Consider the following 16,669-nt stretch of genomic DNA (forward strand, 5'->3'; position numbering starts at 1 on the left):
CCGCACGGGGTTACGCTCGGAGCCGCCCCTGTCCTGCCGGCTGCGAACCAGAACACTACGAACGTGGTGGCGTTCGCGATCCCGCCAGCCGTAGAGCCAGCCGCGCACGAGCCCGTGAGTTACTTGGCGAAGCGGCGCGCTGACGACTTGAGGTTTGTCGCCGGTCAGCTAGATCGAGGCGAGATTGTGGCGGTGGCCTTGGCGACCGTAGAGGGGCCAATCGGGAATCCGGGGTATGGCGGTTGCTGGTGGGGTAGCGCAGGGGCGTGGGGCGCGCTCGTGGGGGCCATATCAAGGGTTGACGGCCAAGTTCGGGCCTCGATAGACGAGCCGCCTGACAATCCAAACTAACCCCCGAACAATAATTCTCTGAAAAATTCTCTGCGAAAAACCATAGATCGCGCTTAACCACTGGTGCCGGTTGAGGGATTCGAACCCCCGACCTACTGATTACAAATCAGTTGCTCTACCGACTGAGCTAAACCGGCCCAAGCGTCGAACGCACGTTCTTCTATTCCCCGAATGCGCGGGAAGGTCAATCCTGCAATCCCGCAATCTCATGCCCAGCGCCTCAATTGCTCTGGTTGAGGCGTCGATGCAGCGTGCTCAAGGCCACGGCGCAGGCGTTGGAGACGTTCAGGCTCTTGATCGCGCCCGGCATGTCGAGCCGCGCGACCGTCTGGCAGCGCTCCCGCGTCAGCCGCCGCAGACCCTTGCCCTCCGCGCCCAGCACCAGAACCGCCGGTTTTTGTAGTGGCGCGGCGTCGAGCGTGTCGCTCCCTTCCGAATCGAGGCCGATGACGCTGCAGCCGCGCTGGGAAAGCTCGTCGAGGGCGCGGGCCAGATTGACCACCGGGACGACGTCGACATGCTCCAGCCCGCCGGAAGCGGCCTTCGCCAGAACGCCGTCGAACTGCGGGGAATGGCGCTCGGTGACGATCAGCGCATCCACCGCGAAAGCGGCGGCGGTGCGCAATATGGCGCCGACATTGTGAGGGTCGGTGACCTGGTCGAGCGCGAGGATGATCCCGCTCCTCTCGACGATCTCGCTGACGTCGAGCTCCGGCAGGGGCCGGGCCTCCAGCAACAGGCCCTGATGCACGGCGTCCTCGCCCAGCCTGCGGGACAGCTCGCGCGCCTCGACGAGGCGAGGCTTCACCCCGGCGGCCTCCGCGAGTTCCGCAATCCGCGGCGCGGCGTTCTCGGTGACATAGAGCGCCACGGGTTTGCGCCGGCCGGCCGTCAGCGCCTCGCGCACCGCATGGGCGCCGTAAATGAGGGCGATATCCGCCGGGGCGCCCTTCTGGCCCTCGCGCCGACCGCCGGGGCGTTGCGATTCGTGGCGGCCCTGGCCGCCCCGCGGATGGGAGCGCCCTTCGGTCCCACCGGTCTTCCTCGCCCGTCCGCCGGACGGTTTGCGGCCTTCGGCTGTCATATGTCTTCCGGTTGATCTCCGCGCGTCGAGGCCATCTCTGGGTCCTCGCCTGCGGCGCTTCCTGCGGAACGCAAAAAGCCTCGGGGGATGCTCCAGGAGACGCAGCGGCCCACCCTTCGAGACGCCCGCCGCGCGGCGTCAGGGTGAGGAGACTGCTTTTTCGACACGCAGCTCCTCCCAAGCCGATCCCCTGGAACGGGTATCATCTGTCGTTCCCCGGCGCGAGCGCAAATGCGGGGGCGCGGCGCGTCAACGCAGCATCGCCGGCCGCACCCACCAGCCCGGGTGATAGGCTTTGATCGCAGCGGCGGCGCGGGAGGCGGCGCGACGCGTCGAAAACACGGCGAAACAGGTGGCCCCGGACCCCGACATGCGCGCGATGCGGCTTCCCTTGGCCGCGCGCAGCACCGAGAGAACGTCGACGATGACGGGAGCGACGAGGCAGGCGGCGTCTTCGAGATTGTTGCGCCCCCGGACAAGCGCGCTCAGGAAGGCCTCCGCCTCCATCCCGGAGGCGATGACCGGATGCGCGCCGCCATCGCATCGGGCTCCGGGCGCAAGGCCGAGCCGCCTGAACACCGGCCCGGTCTCCACGGCGACGCCGGGATTGACCAGGACCGCCGGAAGCGGCGGCAGCGCCAGCCTCTCGCCGATATGTTCCCCGGCGCCGCGCATGAAGCGCGCATGAGGATCTAGACACACCGGGACATCCGAGCCGGCGGCGCGCGCGGCTTCGAGAAGCCGCGGATCTTCGAGCGGCAGGCCGTTGGCCGTGGCTAGCAGCCTCAGCGCCGCGGCCGCATCCGACGATCCTCCGCCTATGCCCGCCGCCACCGGCAGGGTTTTGCGCAGGCGAAACCTCCCGGTCTTCAGCCCCGGGACCCGCGCGGCGAGGTTTTCGCCGGCGCGCAGCACGAGATTGTCGGGCCCCGAGCCGGCCGCCTGGGCCGTCGGTCCCTCGATCTCGAGCCCGAATCCGGGACCCGGCTCGAGGGAAAGGACGTCGCCCGCGCCGGTGAAGGCCACGAGGCTTTCGAGCTCATGGTAGCCGTCTTCCGCCCGCCGGCCGAGCACATGCAGAGTGAGATTGATTTTCGCCGGCGCGCGGGTCGTCAGCATCGTCCGGCCTTCATTACAATTCGCCCGGCTTTCGCCGCCGTTTTCGGTTTTCCCATATCAGCGGCCGCCCGATTCCTCGCCTGCAGCTTCCCGCCCGCACATCGAGAAGCGCCCATCGCCCTCCGAACGCGGCGTCCGTCGCCCCTCTTCCAGACTGCGAAACCAGGCGATGGCGTCGGCGAGCGTTTCGCTGTGCGGCCTCGATTCATAGCCGAGCTCCCGCCTCGCCTTGGCGTCGTCGAAGAACATCGGCGTAGCGGCGAGGCGAAGTCCCTCGCGGTTCAGAAAAGGCTCCTTGCCGGTGATCCGGGCGAGAAATTCGTTCATGAAGGCGACCGGCACCAGCGGCGCGCGGGGCAGCTTCACCCTCGGCGGCCTGCCGCCGGTCAGACGGGCGATCTCCCGCAGGATCGAGGCGAGGTCGACATTGTCGCCGCCCAGAATATATCTCTCGCCGACGCTCCCCTTCTGCAGCGCCAGGAGGTGTCCGCGCGCCACGTCGTCGACATGGACGAGATCGAGGCCGGTGTCGACGAAGGCGGGCATGGCGCCGCGAAGCGATTCGACGATGATCCTGCCCGTGGGCGTCGGACGCAGATCGCCGGGCCCGAGGGGCGCGGTAGGGTTGACGATCACGGCCGGCAGGCGATCGCGGCAGATCATCTCCTCGACCAGCTTTTCGGCCAGGATCTTGCTGCGCTTGTAAACGCCGAGGCGCGAGTCGCACGCCATGCGGCGGGTTTCGTCGCATAATCCGGCGCGGTCCGGCGCCAGAGTCGCCACGCTGCTGGTGTGGATGACGCGCTCGACGCCGGCGCGGAGCGCCTCTTCCATCACGAGGCGCGTGCCCTCGACATTGGTGCGGAGCAATTTCGCGGGATCGGGCGTCCACAGCCGGTAATCGGCGGCGACGTGAAAGACATAGCGCACGCCGCACATCGCCCGGCGAAGGCTGTCCCTGTCGTTCACATCGCCAATGGCGACCTGATAATCCTCGCGAAGATTGGCGCGCGGACTGGTGGAGCGAACGAAGGCGCGAACGGTGAAGCCTGCGTCGCGCAACGCTCGCGCCACCGCGCCTCCGATGAAGCCGCTTGCGCCGGTGACGAGAGCCACGCTCTCCTCGTTTCGAGCTAAAGGCCCGGCCGTAAATTTCGCCTTTAGTCTATTGATCACGAAAACGCCTGTCCAATCCAGCTCTCGACGCAAGTGCAGCCGCGCGGTCCGATAGCAGAGCGGTCGCCCCCTCCGCCGAAGCAGCATAAAGCCTCGGTAAAACCGATTGAATAAAAAATTTAGGCCAATCGATGGCTATTTCCGATCGGCCGCTTCCGTATAGCTGAGCACGCCCTCGGCCTCCGTCGCGGCTCTGCTTTCGACGGCGCGGCGAGTGCCCGGCTGCGAGACCGAATGCAGTCTCACCACATTGTCTTCATTCTGTTCCTCGGCGTCGAGCCGCTCGAGATCCTGCCTCACGAGAAAGACGAAGATCACATAGGTGCAAAGCGCGAGAAGCGAGATCACCACGTCTATTCCCGCATAGCCGAACAGGCGGCCCGAGACGACGCCCGGCCCCAGAGCCAGAGGAACGAAAGGCCACAAGGCGATCATTATGCGAAATTCGGTGGCGCCGAGGCCGCCATAGGAAAGGCGGTGCACACCCTCCACCGCTGCGCGCAGATAGGTGTAGGAACTCATCAGGAGATAGAGCGACAGCACCAGAAGCGCCGAGCAGAGCGTGAAATAGGGCGAGCAGCCGAGGCCGATCACGATCATGCTCTGAGCTACGAGGTCGCTCGAATGGTCGATCAGGAAGCCGTATTTCGGCCGTTCGATCTTGCGGTGCCGGGCCAGAGAACCGTCGCAGGAATCGCCGAACCAGTTGATGGCGAGGCCGGCGGCCACCAGCGTCAGGAAGTTCGGCGAGATATTGCAGAGCAGGAAGCCGATCCCGGTAATGGCGGCTCCCCACAGCCCGATCGTCGTCAGATGGTCGGGCGTCGCCCATTGCGGCAAACGCTCGACGATGTGGTTGAGCAGGATGCGCTCATGCACCGCGACGAAGCTGGTATTCAATCGGGATGTGGTCATATGGGCGCCCAACCGTCCTGTCTCGAACGCCGCGGCGCTCTCGACCTGAATTCATCACGGCCTGGATCGGCGCTCGACACGATCCAAGGCCAATCCGCCTAAAAAATCTCTCGCCGCGAGCGGGTCGCTCCCTCTCGCAAGGAGAACCGGCTCAAGAGACATAACTCTACCGAGCGCAGTCTAATGGCCATTCGCCTAGATAGCAAGCCATATGCCAGCACGGAGCCGGCTCGCGGCCGTTCAAACCGTCACAAGGCCTTGGCCACCGTTGCGACGCCGGCGCCCTGAACCACAGGCGCGGTCAGCATCTGGAAGAGCTGGAAATATTTTCCGAGCTCGGTCAGCGGGGCATTCGACACAAAAATTATGTCCTTGTCCCGCATGGCGAATTTTCGCGCGAGGAAAAGACTCGAGGGATCGCGCATATTGAGGTGATAGGCCACCGGCGCCATGCCGCCGGGCGGCAATTCGGGCGAGGCCTGAGAGAACTGCTTCACGAGATCGACCGGTTCGTAGCGCATCACGAACACGCCGTCGGGATCGGCCCGCATGTCCTGAAGGCCGCCGGCTTTCCCCAGAGCTTCCTCGAGGGTCAGCCCGCGTGCGTCGAAGGGAATCATCGCATTGGCGCCCGTGGCGCCCGCGACCGTAAATGTTTGCGGGGTGCGCTCCACGGTGATGACGTCGCCGGGGCGCACGAAAATGTTCTCTCGCGGATCGGCGAGCAGCATCTGCACCGGCACGCGGATGGTGCGGCCGTCGCGCGTGAGGCTGATGAAGGTTTCGTGAGTCGAAGCGCGGAAGCCGCCGGCGGTCGCTATCACGTCCATGACACGGTCGCCCCTCAGAGACAGCGGGACGCGGGCGCCCGCCGTGACTTCTCCGGTGACGGTCACAATGTTGCTGGCGTTCTTGCTGACGTTGACGATCACCTGAGGCTCGATCGCCTTGCCGCGCAGGCGATCGATGATTGCGGCCTCGACCTGCTGGGGCGTGCGACCGGCGGCCTGGATGCGGCCGCCATAGGGCACGGTGATGGAGCCGTCGCGTCCCACGGTCTGGTCGGGAAGGGTAGCGGCCCGGGAGCCGGAGCTGATCGCGCCCTGCAGCGACGCGGAGAAGAGACCGCCGGAAGCGGCCTCCCAGACAGTGACTATGACATTGTCGCCGATGCCGATCACCGGCGAGGCGGGGGGACGGTAGTCGCCGAAACGGCCGCGCAGACTGGTCGCGCCGCGATGGGCCAGAACAGAAATCGCTTGAGGGCCTACCTCGACCAGCGTGAAAGGCGGATCGACATTTTCCTGGGTGACTGAGCCGGCTTCCATGACGGCGTCGCGGGAAGGACCTGCGCCCGGCGCCAAGGAGCAGCTCGCCAAGCCGAGCGCCACTATCCCCGGCGCGATCTGTCGAACGAATCCCAATATCACGGTCCTCTTTAATGCCGAAGGAACGAGAGCCTTTACCAAAACCCCGCCCTCGACCGCAACACGGTTAACCCTACGCCTGTCCTAGGGGATACAGGAGGGTCGTTCGGGTGGCAACTCGTAACGGAACTCTATGTCCCAAATGTTGCGGTTACAATTAATCGACCGTTAAGTTTAAGAAAGCAGAAAAGACGCCGAATGCGGCGCCGCAAAAGACAGCTTCAGGCGCTAAATTAAGCTGCGGCGGCGGTCTTGCCCCCGCCCCAGCCGCAATTTAACATGCGAAAACCGAGCTTGGCGCCCAAGGATCAGGCGCCGACGCGCTCGTCGCCACGCCAGGGCGCGACGGCTTATGCGGAGGGCCCATGAACGAGGACGTTGGCACTTTCTTCGCGCCGATCACGCTCATGATCGGGGGGGCGCTCATTGCGGGCGGCCTCCTCTCCTTTCTGGACATAAACTTCTTCCGCACCAAGCTGCAGGCGAGGCTGGCGCTCATCGCCGGACTGGTCTTCATGCTCGCGACGGAAGCGCTGTTCCTCACCAGCAGCACCGGCGGCCGCTATCTCGCCGGCCAGCGCATCGACATCACCGACTGCGAGTTCAAGGTGGAGAGGACCTACCCGGTCGAGCGCTCGACCAACAAGGCGCTGATTTCCGAAAAGATAAAGGAGTGCATGGAGGGGATAGGCTACGAGTGGATCCTCGATCACCCCCATTGCCAGGAGGCGAAACTCGCCACCAACACCTTTTGCTACCTGCCGAGAGGTCCCTTCGACCGGACCATCGTGGGCTTCCAGATGAAATTCGAGTAAGCAGGGGCGGGTCGGCGGATGCGGCCGGCCTTATCGGTGAGGATCGGTCGCCTTTGGTCGAGATGAGTTTTTGCGGGGCCGCGCTTGCGTAATTTCGCCGACCGGCTTCCGATTGACGACGTTCTGCCCCAGTTTCGCCAAACCCTGGACGCCGGCGGCAATCTGGTGCTCGCCGCGCCGCCGGGCGCGGGCAAGACCACGCGCACGCCCCTGGTTTTGCTCGATGCGCCCTGGCGGAAGGACGGCAGGATCATCCTGCTCGAGCCGCGCCGCCTCGCCGCCCGCGCAGCCGCCGCGCGCATGGCGGCCTCGCTCGGAGAGGGGGTGGGCGAAACTGTCGGCCTGCGCATGCGGCTCGAATCGAAAATCTCGGGCAAGACCCGGATCGAGGTCGTGACCGAAGGCGTTTTCGCCCGCATGATTCTGGACGACCCGGAACTCGGGGGCGTCGCCTGCGTGCTGTTCGACGAGTTTCACGAACGCTCGCTCGACGCCGATCTCGGGCTGGCGCTGGCGCTGGACTGCCAGAGCGCCCTGCGCGACGACCTCCGCCTCGTCGCCATGTCGGCGACGCTCGATGATGTCCGCGTCGCGAGGCTCATGGGCCGCGGCGACGCGCCTGCGCCGGTGATCGAAAGCGCCGGCCGGGCCTTTCCGGTCGAAACCGTCTATCTGGGGCGCGATCCCGCCATGCGGATCGAGGAGGCGGTGGCGCGCGCGATTTTGCGGGCCGTCGCCGAGGAACAGGGCTCGATACTGGCGTTTCTGCCGGGCCAGGCCGAGATCAGGCGCGTCGCCTCCCTTCTGGAAGAACGCCGCCTGCCGGCCGATGTCGATCTTGCGCCCCTCTACGGCTCGCTGGAGCGCGCCGAGCAGGACCGCGCCGTGGCCCCGACGGCGCGGGGCAGGCGCAAAATCGTGCTCGCCACCTCCATCGCCGAAACCTCCCTCACCATAGAGGGGGTGAGGATCGTCGTGGATTGCGGCCTCTCACGCGTTCCCGTGTTCGAGCCCGATCTCGGACTGACGCGGCTCGAAACGGTGCGGGCCTCGCGGGCGAACGTCGATCAGAGGCGGGGACGCGCGGGCCGCACCGAGCCCGGCGTCTGCTACCGTCTTTGGGAGGAGGCTGCGACCGGCGCCCTGCCCGCTTTCGCGACGCCTGAAATGCTTTCGGCCGATCTCTCCGGCCTCGTCCTGGATCTGGCCTATTGGGGCGTCGGCGACCCCGCCGCCCTTCCCTTTCTCGATCTCCCGCCCCGTCCCGCCTGGGCGGAGGCGGTCGCTCTCACAAAAGAGCTCGGCGCGCTGGACCAGGAATCGCGGCTGACCGCAAAGGGCCGCGCGATTCGCGCCCTGCCCCTGCCCCCGCGCCTTGCGAGCATGGTCTTCGAAGCGGCGGGGCGCGGCTGCGCCGGGCGCGCGGCGCAACTCGCGATCCTGCTCTCCGAAAAAGGCCTCGGCGGGCCCGACCCCGATCTGTCCCACCGGTTGGACCGCCTCTGCGCGGACAACGGACAGCGCGCGAAAGACGCGCGCCGCCTCGCCGCCAACTGGGCGCGGCAGGCCGCATCCGGCGGGCGGGGAGAGGCGAAGGCGGCGCTCTCCGACGGCGCCCTGCTCGCTCTCGCCTTCCCGGACCGCATCGCTAAAGCGAGGAGCGGCGGCGGCGAATTCCTGATGGCCAACGGCCGCGCCGCGAGCCTGCCTCCCGAACACCCGCTGGCGCGCGAGGGTTTTCTGGCCGTGGCGGAGATTGCGGGTCGCGCGGCGCAAGCGCGCATTCTGGCCGCTTGCGCTCTTGCGCCCGATGAAGTTGAGGCGTTGGGCGCGGAGCGCATCGAGGCGAGAGACGAAACCGTGTTCGATCCGGGCAGCGGGGCGCTGCGCAGGCGACGCTTTCGCCGCCTCGGCGCGATCAGGCTCGGAGAGCAAAATCTCGCGGTCGAAGCAAGCCTCGAAAACGCCAGGACCCTGGCGCGCGGGGCGGCGACCGCGGGCGTGGAACGCCTGCCCTGGAGCAGAGCGCTCAACCAGACGCGGGATCGGACAGCCTTCCTGCGCCGAGCCGAAGGCGAGGAATGGCCCGATCTTTCGGACTCCGCGCTGGCGCTCGAACCTGAGGAATGGCTGGCGCCCTTCATCGTCGGAAGAACCAGCCTCGCCGGCATCGAGACCGCCGATCTCGATGCGGCGCTGGCCGCTCTGCTTCCCTACGAGCTCGCGCGCAGGCTCGACGCCGAGGCTCCTCCTTTCTTCGAAACTCCCGCCGGCTCGCGCATCGCCCTGGATTATGCCGCCTCCAACGGCCCGCTGCTTTCCGTGCGCGTGCAGGAGCTCTTCGGACTCGCCCGACATCCGTCGCTGGCCCGGGGAAGGGTTCCCGTCACTCTCGAACTGCTCTCGCCTGCGCACAGGCCGATTCAGACCACGCGCGACCTTCCCGGTTTCTGGGCCGGCTCCTGGAGCGAGGTGAAAAAGGAAATGAAAGGCCGCTACCCTCGGCATTCGTGGCCCGACGACCCCGCCCGCGCCCAGCCCACCACGCGCGCCAAGCCGAGAGGTTGACCCGTTTTGCGCTCGCGCGACTTTTGCGATGACGAGGCGACGCGCCGGGGCAAACGCCTTTAGCCCATCGTCTTAAGACAGCCGAAAACATTGAGGGGGTAGGAATCAAGCCCACCCGCCCTGCGATGGCGCGCGCGTTCGGCGGCAAAAGAAAATCCGCGCCCGGATACGGGTCATGTTGAGCACCACCCTTAAATACGGAGGCCTGGCCCTGATCCTTGGCGTCGGGGCCGCCGAGCTCAGCCAGAAAATGTCTCTTTCGCTCAATGAGCGGCCCCCCCAGCCGGCCATCGCTCAACGCAGCGCGCCGACTCCCGCTCCTGCGCCCCAGCGGGCGGCGGCTCCCGTGTATGTCCCGACCCCGTCGACGCTGGATGAATTCCGCATCGCCGCCAATGAGCAGGGACATTATTTCGCGGATGTTTACGTCGACGGACAACCGATCAAGGTCGTCGTCGACACCGGAGCGACATCCGTGGCCCTGCGCGAGGAGGACGCGGCGGCGCTCGGCCTCAATCCGGCGCCCTCGGAATTTACCGTCGCCGTGCAGACCGCCAATGGCGTCGCCCATGCCGCAGCGGTGAAATTGCGCGAAGTCAAGATCGGCGCGATCCAGCTGTTCGACGTCGACGCTCTGGTCACCGAACGCGGGGCGCTCGGCGTCAATCTGCTGGGCATGACCTTTCTGTCGCGGCTTTCGCGCGTCGAAATCGTCGGGGGATCCCTGCTGCTGCGCAAATAGCGACGCTTGCCGGAAGGCGGCGCGCCCCCTCGCCCTTAGAGCGCGTTCGGTTTAAACGCGGTCGAACGCGCTCCAATCTCATTGGCGGGGCATGTTCTTTTCCAAAAACAGCTTCTCACTCTTTGGGAACATGCTCTAGCACCCGGATCCCTGCCGGGAAGAGCGACGCCCGTTTTGAAGGGTGGGGCGTCGCGCCCCTGGAGCATTCCCGGAGGGCTTTTGCGTTCTGCAAAAGCGTCTCGGGACGAGGGCGGCGAGTTGAACCCGGGATGCGAAACTCGACCTGAAATCGGCTTTAGTACACGTTCCAGCTCGCAAGACAGTTCGTCCCCGCCGTACTGGAGGTCGTACGATCCTGAATGTGATTGTACAAAGAGTAGAGGGTCGACTGGCTGGAGTAGTTCGACGGCGTGGTATACTGGTTGCGGACCGGCGAGTAGCTGGTCCGGTTCATCGTGAAGACGCCGTTCGAAGTCAGCACGCCAGAGATGACGTTGACGGTGAGCGCATAGCCATAGCTGATGTCCACGACTATGACCGGCCCGACAGCGGGGCTTTTGGTATTGTCGGTATAAGCCGTCGGCATGGAGGTCGGACTGATCGGCGCGACGTCCTGGGCGAGCAGCGGCGACGTCAGCTGCGACAGCCCGCAACCCTTGGAAGTGCGGGCCGTGCCGTTCTGGTAGGTGTGGGTCCAGTTCACATTCGCCTGATAGGTCGTGTTGGTGGGCTGCCAGATATTGACCTCGCTGATCGTTATCTGCAGCGAGCTGGTCGGAAGCGGCGCGAGCAGCACAGTCGCGGCCATGAATAATTGTGTGAAATCGGTATCCGCGAGCCCGGCCTGCCCTGCAGCAACTCCGCCCGTGAGGGTCTGGCCGGCGAGATCGCCGATCACATGCGCGGCGAGGTCGATTTTCTGGGAGGCGCGCATGCCGCGGGCGAGTTCCACGAGCCCCAGATACATCAGCAACATGACCGGCATGAGAAATGCAAATTCAATCGCCGCTATGCCCCGCTCGTCGGTTTTGAAAAATACTCTGCTGCGATGCGCAGCGTCTTCTCGCCGTCTCGACATGATCACGGCTCCACCTTGAAGGCATAGATCCCCATCAGCATATTCACCATGTTGTTGTTGACGTCCTGCTGCATCCCGCTGGTGACGTTTCTGATCTGGCCGCCGCCGCCGAACGCGCCGCCGGTGAGGATCGTCGCCATCGGGCTCATGGGATAGACGATTCGCACTATGGCGATCTGCCCCGGCTGGGGCATGGTGAACACCTGGGAGGCGTTGTAGGTCCCGCTGTAGATGTTGTTTTGCGTGTAGTTCGAGGCGTTGTTCCAGGTGCTGCCAACGACGTCTATCTCCATCTGCAAATTCGCGCAGACGATCATCTTCGACAGTTTGGGGCACACGTTGTTGGTCAGGAACGTTTGATAGGTGATCCCGCTGGCCAACGCGTTGGTGAGAAGCGAGCGGCTCGCGGTTTCGGTGACTTCCTGAAGCTGCGCGTTCTCAAAATAGACGAATCCGGTTTCGAAAATCGCGGTCAGCAGCCCGAGGAACGGCACCGCGACTATGGCGAACTCGACCGTGGTCGCTCCGCGCCGGCGACGAAAACGTCTTCTGCCTGCGAGCCTTCCTCGGAAATGCGCGATAGGTTCAAAACCAGCCGGCTTTAGGCGCTCCATTCCAAATATCCCCCGCCAGTCGAGTTGGCCGCAATGCAATGACGCGCACCGGATACTGCGCGGAAATTCTTTCGACAGAGCTACCTGATTTGCAGAAAGTGGCCCTTTCGACGCGATGGGTTAATTCCGCGCCGAAAATCCGGCCCTGTTTTTCAACCCGGCGAGAGCCGCGGGGAAAGCGCAAAACGCTCGCGAGGCCCCCTGTAATGTCTGCTTCGACGCGCTTAATGCTGCTTGCCGACCGCCAGACTTCCGTCATGCAGCTTCACCGCCGCGATCACCTCGCCCATATAGGCGTGATCGTCCCCGAGGTCGATGCTGGGCATGCAATCCGGGTTGCACGAATAAGACTCGCGGTGCGGACCCCGCATGACTACGAGCTTGTCATTGGCCGGGACCACCGTGATCATGGATTCGCCGACCTGCTGTCCCGCCGAGTCGAGCACGATCAGATTGGTGGTGCCGAAGCTTTTGCCCGTGATCACCATGAGCTGGTTGCTCTTCAGCATGGTGACGTCGGCGATCAGCGGGTTTCCGATCACGAGCGTCTGCGCGCCGGCGGGAATCTTCACCACCCGCGCATAGTCGATATCGACGATGATCGGACGCTCCCGCGCGTCGGCAGAGACCCCGGACGCGAACAGACAAAGGGCGCAGAAAAGAGCCCGACGCATATTACCGAGCAACGAGGAAAGCTTCATTCCGCTCACCCAAAATCTGTCTGGTCCTGATGGGGACGCATCTCGAATCATAGCTGCGCAGCAGCCTTGAAAAGACTTTACGCAGGCAATGGTGAATTATTGCTAAAAACCTTAATAATCAGCCGAAGACCGGGAACTTCTCCGCTTCCTGGCCCGAACCGCATTATCCGGGTAAGCTGTTTTTCGAGTACATTATACGTACGATGGAATCGGCTCTCGCGTCCGGAACGCGGGCGGGGATTGCTCGCGCGCCTCTCCATTTATTGTAAACGCTTGCTTACCGCCGCCAAGATCCAAAACTTATGCCTTAAAATCAGCGTCTTGCAGACATAGAGCGGCATGGTCGGGCTCGTTGGGAGGCTCGAGCCCCGGCAAAAGCGAACCAATCAAGTCGAAACCCTGAGTTTATGGACGGCGGTCAACTCCTTTGTAAGAATCTGCCGCTAAGTTGGACTTCGTTCTGCAAAGACATGAAGTTGCATGTGCGCAGGGCTAAATTGACGGTTCACATCGGAGCATCATCATGAAGACCCTTCTCTCGCAGTTTGCCAAGGACGAATCCGGCGCCACCGCCATTGAATATGGCCTGATCGCCTCGCTGATCTCCATCGTCGCCATCGCCGCCTTCAACGCGGTCGGCACCAAGCTGCAGGACACCTTCACTAAGATCGCCGCCAACCTGAACTGATGGCGATCTCCAGCCGGTAAAAGATCGGCCTAAGCGGTTCCGGGAGCGGAACCGCTTTTTTTGTTTCTTGGGTATGAGTCAGCCCGGCCGCCCGCGGTGATTGGTTGAGAAAAGATAAAGAATCTTCTCATAGTCTGTTTGACATGGTCAGGACTGCATCACCACGCACGAAAACACCCAGGACAACCCAATGCTCGACTCTATAGCGCTCATCGTTTTCCCCTTGGCGATGCTATTCGCGGCGTTCACCGACCTCCTCACCATGACCATTCCCAACCGGCTTTCCCTGTTTTTGATTGGCGCTTACTTCCTCCTTGCGCTGTACCTGCGCACACCGCTGGAAACCATCGCTTTGCATGTTAGTTGCGCCGTCGCCATGCTCGTCCTGACCTTCGCTATGTTCCAATTCCGCTGGATCGGCGGCGGCGACGCCAAACTCGCCGCGGCCACGGCTCTCTGGCTCGGATGGGGGCTCCTCTTCGACTACGGCCTGATCGCCTCCATAGCAGGCGGCGCGCTCACCTTGATCGTCATCGCCCTCCAGCACCATGAGCTTCCGCAAACGCTGCGGGACTTCAAGTTCATCGATCGGCTGGCGAGCAAAAATTGCGGGGTTCCCTACGGGATCGCTCTCGCGCTGGCCGGACTGGCGGTATATCCGCAGACATCCGCCTGGAGCGGCCTGACCGGTATATGACAAACCCCTAAGGCTCCGACGGCCGCAATCGGTCTGGAGGATTTGGTCGCGCGCAACGCTCTCCGCGTTTGCGCGCGAATTTATTTTCAGGCCCTCGACCGCGAAAAAAGCGCCGCGCCATGCCCCGATCCAGCGCGCTCGATGTGCGTCGCCGCCGATTCGCCTCGATTTTTGCGCCTGAGTCGCCGGGCCGTCGATTCGCCCCTGTTAACCAGGCGCTCTCAAGCGGCGTTTTAGCTTTAATCAATTCATACGGTTGCAATTTGTAAGAGGTGGTTAACCCTAATTTGACGTTTATCTTGTTGAATTTGCCATGACCTCGATTGGCGAGGCTTTTGGAACGTCAAAAAGATGAACAAGGCACAGATCGTTGTCGGGGCGGTGGCCCTGGTCGCCGGCGGCGGCGCATTCTTGATGATGCACAAGAAACCCGTTCAGGCGCCTCAATTGCCTGCGGTCGTCGCGCCGCTCATTTCGATGACCGACGAACTGCTCACCGCAAAACGCGATCTGCCCTACGGCTCGACCCTGACGCCCAACGACATGGCGTGGACCGAGTGGCCGAAAGGCTCTCTTCCCAAGGGCGGCGTGGTCAAGAGCGCCTCTCCGAACGCGATGGAAGAAATAAAGGACAGTCTCGTCAGGGCGCCAATCGCCAATGGCGAACCGATCAGACGCGAGCGCATCGTCAAGGGCGCGACGGCCGGAATGATGTCGACCCTGTTGACGTCCGGCAAGCGGGCCATAGCGATCGACGTCTCCGCCAACACCACGGCCGGCGGATTCATATTGCCCAACGACCGGGTCGATATCTTCAAGCTCTATCGGGATCCCGAGCTCACCAAGGAGCGCGGCGCCGACGCGATGTCGACCGAACTCGTGGTTTCCAATGTTCGCGTTCTCGCCATGGGCCAGACCGTCGAAACCAAGAACGGCGAGGCCGTCGTCACTGGCGCCACGGCGACGCTCGAACTCGATCCGCGTCAGGCGGAGCAGGTTCTGCTTGCGCAGCGCACCGGCTCGCTCACCCTGGCGCTGCGGCCGCTCGTCGACGCGCAGCCCAAGGACGACTCGCCTGAATCGCAGGTCGAGCGCGCGGATGGCTCGATGACGATCGTCCGCTACGGCGTGTCGACGAGTCTGCACCCGAAATAATCGCCCGATCACGGAAGTAAGAAAATGCAGTCCACCGTTCACTCCCGCAACGATCATGGAGCGCCGCGCATGAGCCGCTTGAGACACAGGTTGATGGGCGCCGTGATGGCCGCCTCTGTCGGCGCGCCTTATGTGATCACGCCCGTGCTGGCGCAGGCGCTGGAGTCCCATCGCAACGATTCCGTAACCGTCTCGCGCAACATTTCGATGGGCGTCGGCAAATCCCTCGTGGTCGACCTCCCCCGGGACGCGGCGGAGATAGTGGTCGGGAATCCGGGCGTGGCGAACGCGGTCGTTCGCACGCCTCGCAAACTCTTCATAATGGGCGCCGGACAGGGACAGACGACGGTGTTCGCCCTGGACAGCCAGGGACGGCAATTCGCGAATTTCGAAATCAGCATCGGTCGCGACGTCGGCGATCTCGGCCCGCTTCTGAAAGCGGCGCTGCCGAAATCCGAAATCACCACACGCACCGTCAACGACACCATCATCCTGACCGGCTGGGTGAGTTCGCCGGGCGACGCGCAGCGCGCGGTCGATATCGCCAAAGGCTTCGCGTCGCAAGTCGCAGCGGCGGGCGCGAGCGGACAGGTCACCAGCATCGGCGCAGGCGGCGCCCCGATCATAAACGCGCTTCAGATCCGGGGCGAGGATCAGGTGATGCTCAAGGTCACTGTGGCGGAGGTCTCGCGCACGGTGCTGAAGCAGTTGGGCGTTTCGGCCGGCGCCAACGGGGAAGCCTTCCTGAGCGGCTCCTGGGGCACCTTCACCAACCACAATCCTTTCGCTATCAACGCCGTTCTCTCGCAGAGCGCGTTCTCCTTCACCGGCCCGAACGGCACTTCCCACACATTGCAGGCCTTCGAGCGCTATAACGTCGCGCGCGTGCTCGCCGAACCGTCGGTCTCGGCGGTCTCGGGCGAAAACGCCAAAGTGGTCGTCGGCGGCGAAATCGCAGTGCCGGCGCAGGGAAGCTGTATCGCGGGCAACACGCCCGGCGCCACGACGGTCTGTACGCCGGGCATCACCTTCAAGCCCTACGGCGTGACGCTGGCTTTCACTCCGGTCGTTCAGGCGGAAGGCCGCATCCAGATTCACCTCAACACCGAAGTGACGGAAGTGGACTACTCCAGCACTCAAACCTATCTCGGCGTTTCTGTGCCGGGCTTCAAGACCCGCAAGAACGAGACGACCGTGGAGCTGCCGTCGGGCGGCTCGATGGCGACCGCGGGGCTCTTGACCCATGCTTCGGGCCAGGCGATCAACGGCATCCCCGGCCTCATCAACCTGCCCGTTCTCGGCGCGTTGTTTCGTTCGCGCGACTATCAGCGCAACGAAAGCGAACTGCTGGTCGTCGTCACGCCCTACATCATAAAGAGCGTCTCTTCGCATGAAGTGGTTCGTCCCGACGACCACTTCAACGATGCGAGCGACCCGCAAGCATGGCTGCTCGGCCGCGTCAATCGCATTTATGCGACGAGAAACAATCCCCAGCTCAACCAGAACTACAAAGGCCGCATCGGCTTCATTCACGATTGA

The 16,669-nt window shown here is 63.9% G+C and carries 15 protein-coding genes and 1 tRNA gene; 7 read left to right on the forward strand and 9 right to left on the reverse strand.

The window, feature by feature from the left end:
* Window positions 1-412: 412 nt before the first annotated feature.
* The 6 genes from H2LOC_RS10880 to H2LOC_RS10905 form a co-directional block, all read right to left on the reverse strand.
* Window positions 413-488 (reverse strand) — tRNA-Thr (locus H2LOC_RS10880).
* Window positions 489-571: 83 nt separating this feature from the next.
* Window positions 572-1,435 carry a 23S rRNA (guanosine(2251)-2'-O)-methyltransferase RlmB gene (gene rlmB, locus H2LOC_RS10885; RefSeq protein WP_136496415.1) on the reverse strand — a complete coding sequence of 288 codons (864 nt, stop codon included), beginning with the start codon at window positions 1,433-1,435 and terminating at the stop codon, window positions 572-574.
* Window positions 1,436-1,684: 249 nt separating this feature from the next.
* Window positions 1,685-2,554, reverse strand: a complete 870-nt coding sequence (locus H2LOC_RS10890; protein ID WP_136496416.1) for a 4-(cytidine 5'-diphospho)-2-C-methyl-D-erythritol kinase — start codon at window positions 2,552-2,554, stop codon at window positions 1,685-1,687.
* Between the two features lie 57 nt (window positions 2,555-2,611).
* Window positions 2,612-3,670 (reverse strand): hopanoid-associated sugar epimerase, encoded by a 1,059-nt coding sequence (gene hpnA, locus H2LOC_RS10895; protein WP_246206790.1) that lies wholly within the window; start codon window positions 3,668-3,670, stop codon window positions 2,612-2,614.
* A gap of 195 nt (window positions 3,671-3,865) precedes the next feature.
* Window positions 3,866-4,645, reverse strand: a complete 780-nt coding sequence (locus H2LOC_RS10900; protein WP_136496418.1) for a CDP-alcohol phosphatidyltransferase family protein — start codon at window positions 4,643-4,645, stop codon at window positions 3,866-3,868.
* 248 nt (window positions 4,646-4,893) lie between these two features.
* On the reverse strand, window positions 4,894-6,069 hold the full coding sequence (locus tag H2LOC_RS10905) for a polysaccharide biosynthesis/export family protein (RefSeq protein WP_246206791.1): 1,176 nt from the start codon (window positions 6,067-6,069) through the stop codon (window positions 4,894-4,896).
* 368 nt (window positions 6,070-6,437) lie between these two features.
* Between H2LOC_RS10905 and H2LOC_RS10910 the strand changes: the two genes are divergently transcribed.
* From H2LOC_RS10910 to H2LOC_RS10920, 3 genes are all read left to right on the forward strand, one after another.
* Window positions 6,438-6,887, forward strand: a complete 450-nt coding sequence (locus tag H2LOC_RS10910; protein ID WP_136496419.1) for a hypothetical protein — start codon at window positions 6,438-6,440, stop codon at window positions 6,885-6,887.
* 84 nt (window positions 6,888-6,971) lie between these two features.
* Window positions 6,972-9,455: an ATP-dependent helicase HrpB gene (hrpB, locus tag H2LOC_RS10915; RefSeq protein ID WP_136496420.1), complete on the forward strand. Its 2,484-nt coding sequence runs from the start codon at window positions 6,972-6,974 to the stop codon at window positions 9,453-9,455.
* 175 nt (window positions 9,456-9,630) lie between these two features.
* Window positions 9,631-10,197, forward strand: a complete 567-nt coding sequence (locus H2LOC_RS10920; protein WP_136496421.1) for a TIGR02281 family clan AA aspartic protease — start codon at window positions 9,631-9,633, stop codon at window positions 10,195-10,197.
* A gap of 295 nt (window positions 10,198-10,492) precedes the next feature.
* Here H2LOC_RS10920 and H2LOC_RS10925 read toward each other — a convergent pair whose 3' ends face one another.
* The 3 genes from H2LOC_RS10925 to H2LOC_RS10935 form a co-directional block, all read right to left on the reverse strand.
* Window positions 10,493-11,275 carry a TadE/TadG family type IV pilus assembly protein gene (locus H2LOC_RS10925; RefSeq protein WP_136496422.1) on the reverse strand — a complete coding sequence of 261 codons (783 nt, stop codon included), beginning with the start codon at window positions 11,273-11,275 and terminating at the stop codon, window positions 10,493-10,495.
* Between the two features lie 2 nt (window positions 11,276-11,277).
* A complete protein-coding gene (locus tag H2LOC_RS10930) occupies window positions 11,278-11,889 on the reverse strand; it encodes a TadE/TadG family type IV pilus assembly protein (RefSeq protein WP_136496423.1) in 612 nt (203 codons plus the stop codon).
* Between the two features lie 224 nt (window positions 11,890-12,113).
* Window positions 12,114-12,563 (reverse strand): pilus assembly protein N-terminal domain-containing protein, encoded by a 450-nt coding sequence (locus H2LOC_RS10935; protein ID WP_136497077.1) that lies wholly within the window; start codon window positions 12,561-12,563, stop codon window positions 12,114-12,116.
* Between the two features lie 550 nt (window positions 12,564-13,113).
* Here H2LOC_RS10935 and H2LOC_RS10940 point away from each other — a divergent pair.
* From H2LOC_RS10940 to H2LOC_RS10955, 4 genes are all read left to right on the forward strand, one after another.
* On the forward strand, window positions 13,114-13,278 hold the full coding sequence (locus H2LOC_RS10940; RefSeq protein ID WP_136496424.1) for a Flp family type IVb pilin: 165 nt from the start codon (window positions 13,114-13,116) through the stop codon (window positions 13,276-13,278).
* 190 nt (window positions 13,279-13,468) lie between these two features.
* Entirely contained in the window at window positions 13,469-13,975 is a 507-nt protein-coding gene (locus tag H2LOC_RS10945; protein WP_136496425.1) for an A24 family peptidase, read from the forward strand.
* A gap of 351 nt (window positions 13,976-14,326) precedes the next feature.
* A complete protein-coding gene (cpaB, locus tag H2LOC_RS10950; protein WP_136496426.1) occupies window positions 14,327-15,130 on the forward strand; it encodes a Flp pilus assembly protein CpaB in 804 nt (267 codons plus the stop codon).
* A gap of 69 nt (window positions 15,131-15,199) precedes the next feature.
* Window positions 15,200-16,669, forward strand: coding sequence for a type II and III secretion system protein family protein (locus tag H2LOC_RS10955; RefSeq protein ID WP_136496427.1), 1,470 nt, complete (start codon window positions 15,200-15,202; stop codon window positions 16,667-16,669).

The sequence above is a fragment of the Methylocystis heyeri genome, assembly GCF_004802635.2.
In the GTDB taxonomy this organism is placed as follows: domain Bacteria; phylum Pseudomonadota; class Alphaproteobacteria; order Rhizobiales; family Beijerinckiaceae; genus Methylocystis; species Methylocystis heyeri.

Coding starts and splice junctions, on each gene's coding strand:
- H2LOC_RS10910 (WP_136496419.1), top strand. CDS start 6,438: ATGAACGAGGACGTTGGCACTTTCTTCGCGCCGATCACGCTCATGATC.
- H2LOC_RS10945 (WP_136496425.1), top strand. CDS start 13,469: ATGCTCGACTCTATAGCGCTCATCGTTTTCCCCTTGGCGATGCTATTC.
- H2LOC_RS10925 (WP_136496422.1), bottom strand. CDS start 11,275: ATGTCGAGACGGCGAGAAGACGCTGCGCATCGCAGCAGAGTATTTTTC.
- H2LOC_RS10940 (WP_136496424.1), top strand. CDS start 13,114: ATGAAGACCCTTCTCTCGCAGTTTGCCAAGGACGAATCCGGCGCCACC.
- rlmB (WP_136496415.1), bottom strand. CDS start 1,435: ATGACAGCCGAAGGCCGCAAACCGTCCGGCGGACGGGCGAGGAAGACC.
- H2LOC_RS10890 (WP_136496416.1), bottom strand. CDS start 2,554: ATGCTGACGACCCGCGCGCCGGCGAAAATCAATCTCACTCTGCATGTG.
- H2LOC_RS10930 (WP_136496423.1), bottom strand. CDS start 11,889: ATGGAGCGCCTAAAGCCGGCTGGTTTTGAACCTATCGCGCATTTCCGA.
- H2LOC_RS10900 (WP_136496418.1), bottom strand. CDS start 4,645: ATGACCACATCCCGATTGAATACCAGCTTCGTCGCGGTGCATGAGCGC.
- cpaB (WP_136496426.1), top strand. CDS start 14,327: ATGAACAAGGCACAGATCGTTGTCGGGGCGGTGGCCCTGGTCGCCGGC.
- H2LOC_RS10920 (WP_136496421.1), top strand. CDS start 9,631: ATGTTGAGCACCACCCTTAAATACGGAGGCCTGGCCCTGATCCTTGGC.
- H2LOC_RS10935 (WP_136497077.1), bottom strand. CDS start 12,563: ATGCGTCGGGCTCTTTTCTGCGCCCTTTGTCTGTTCGCGTCCGGGGTC.
- H2LOC_RS10955 (WP_136496427.1), top strand. CDS start 15,200: ATGAGCCGCTTGAGACACAGGTTGATGGGCGCCGTGATGGCCGCCTCT.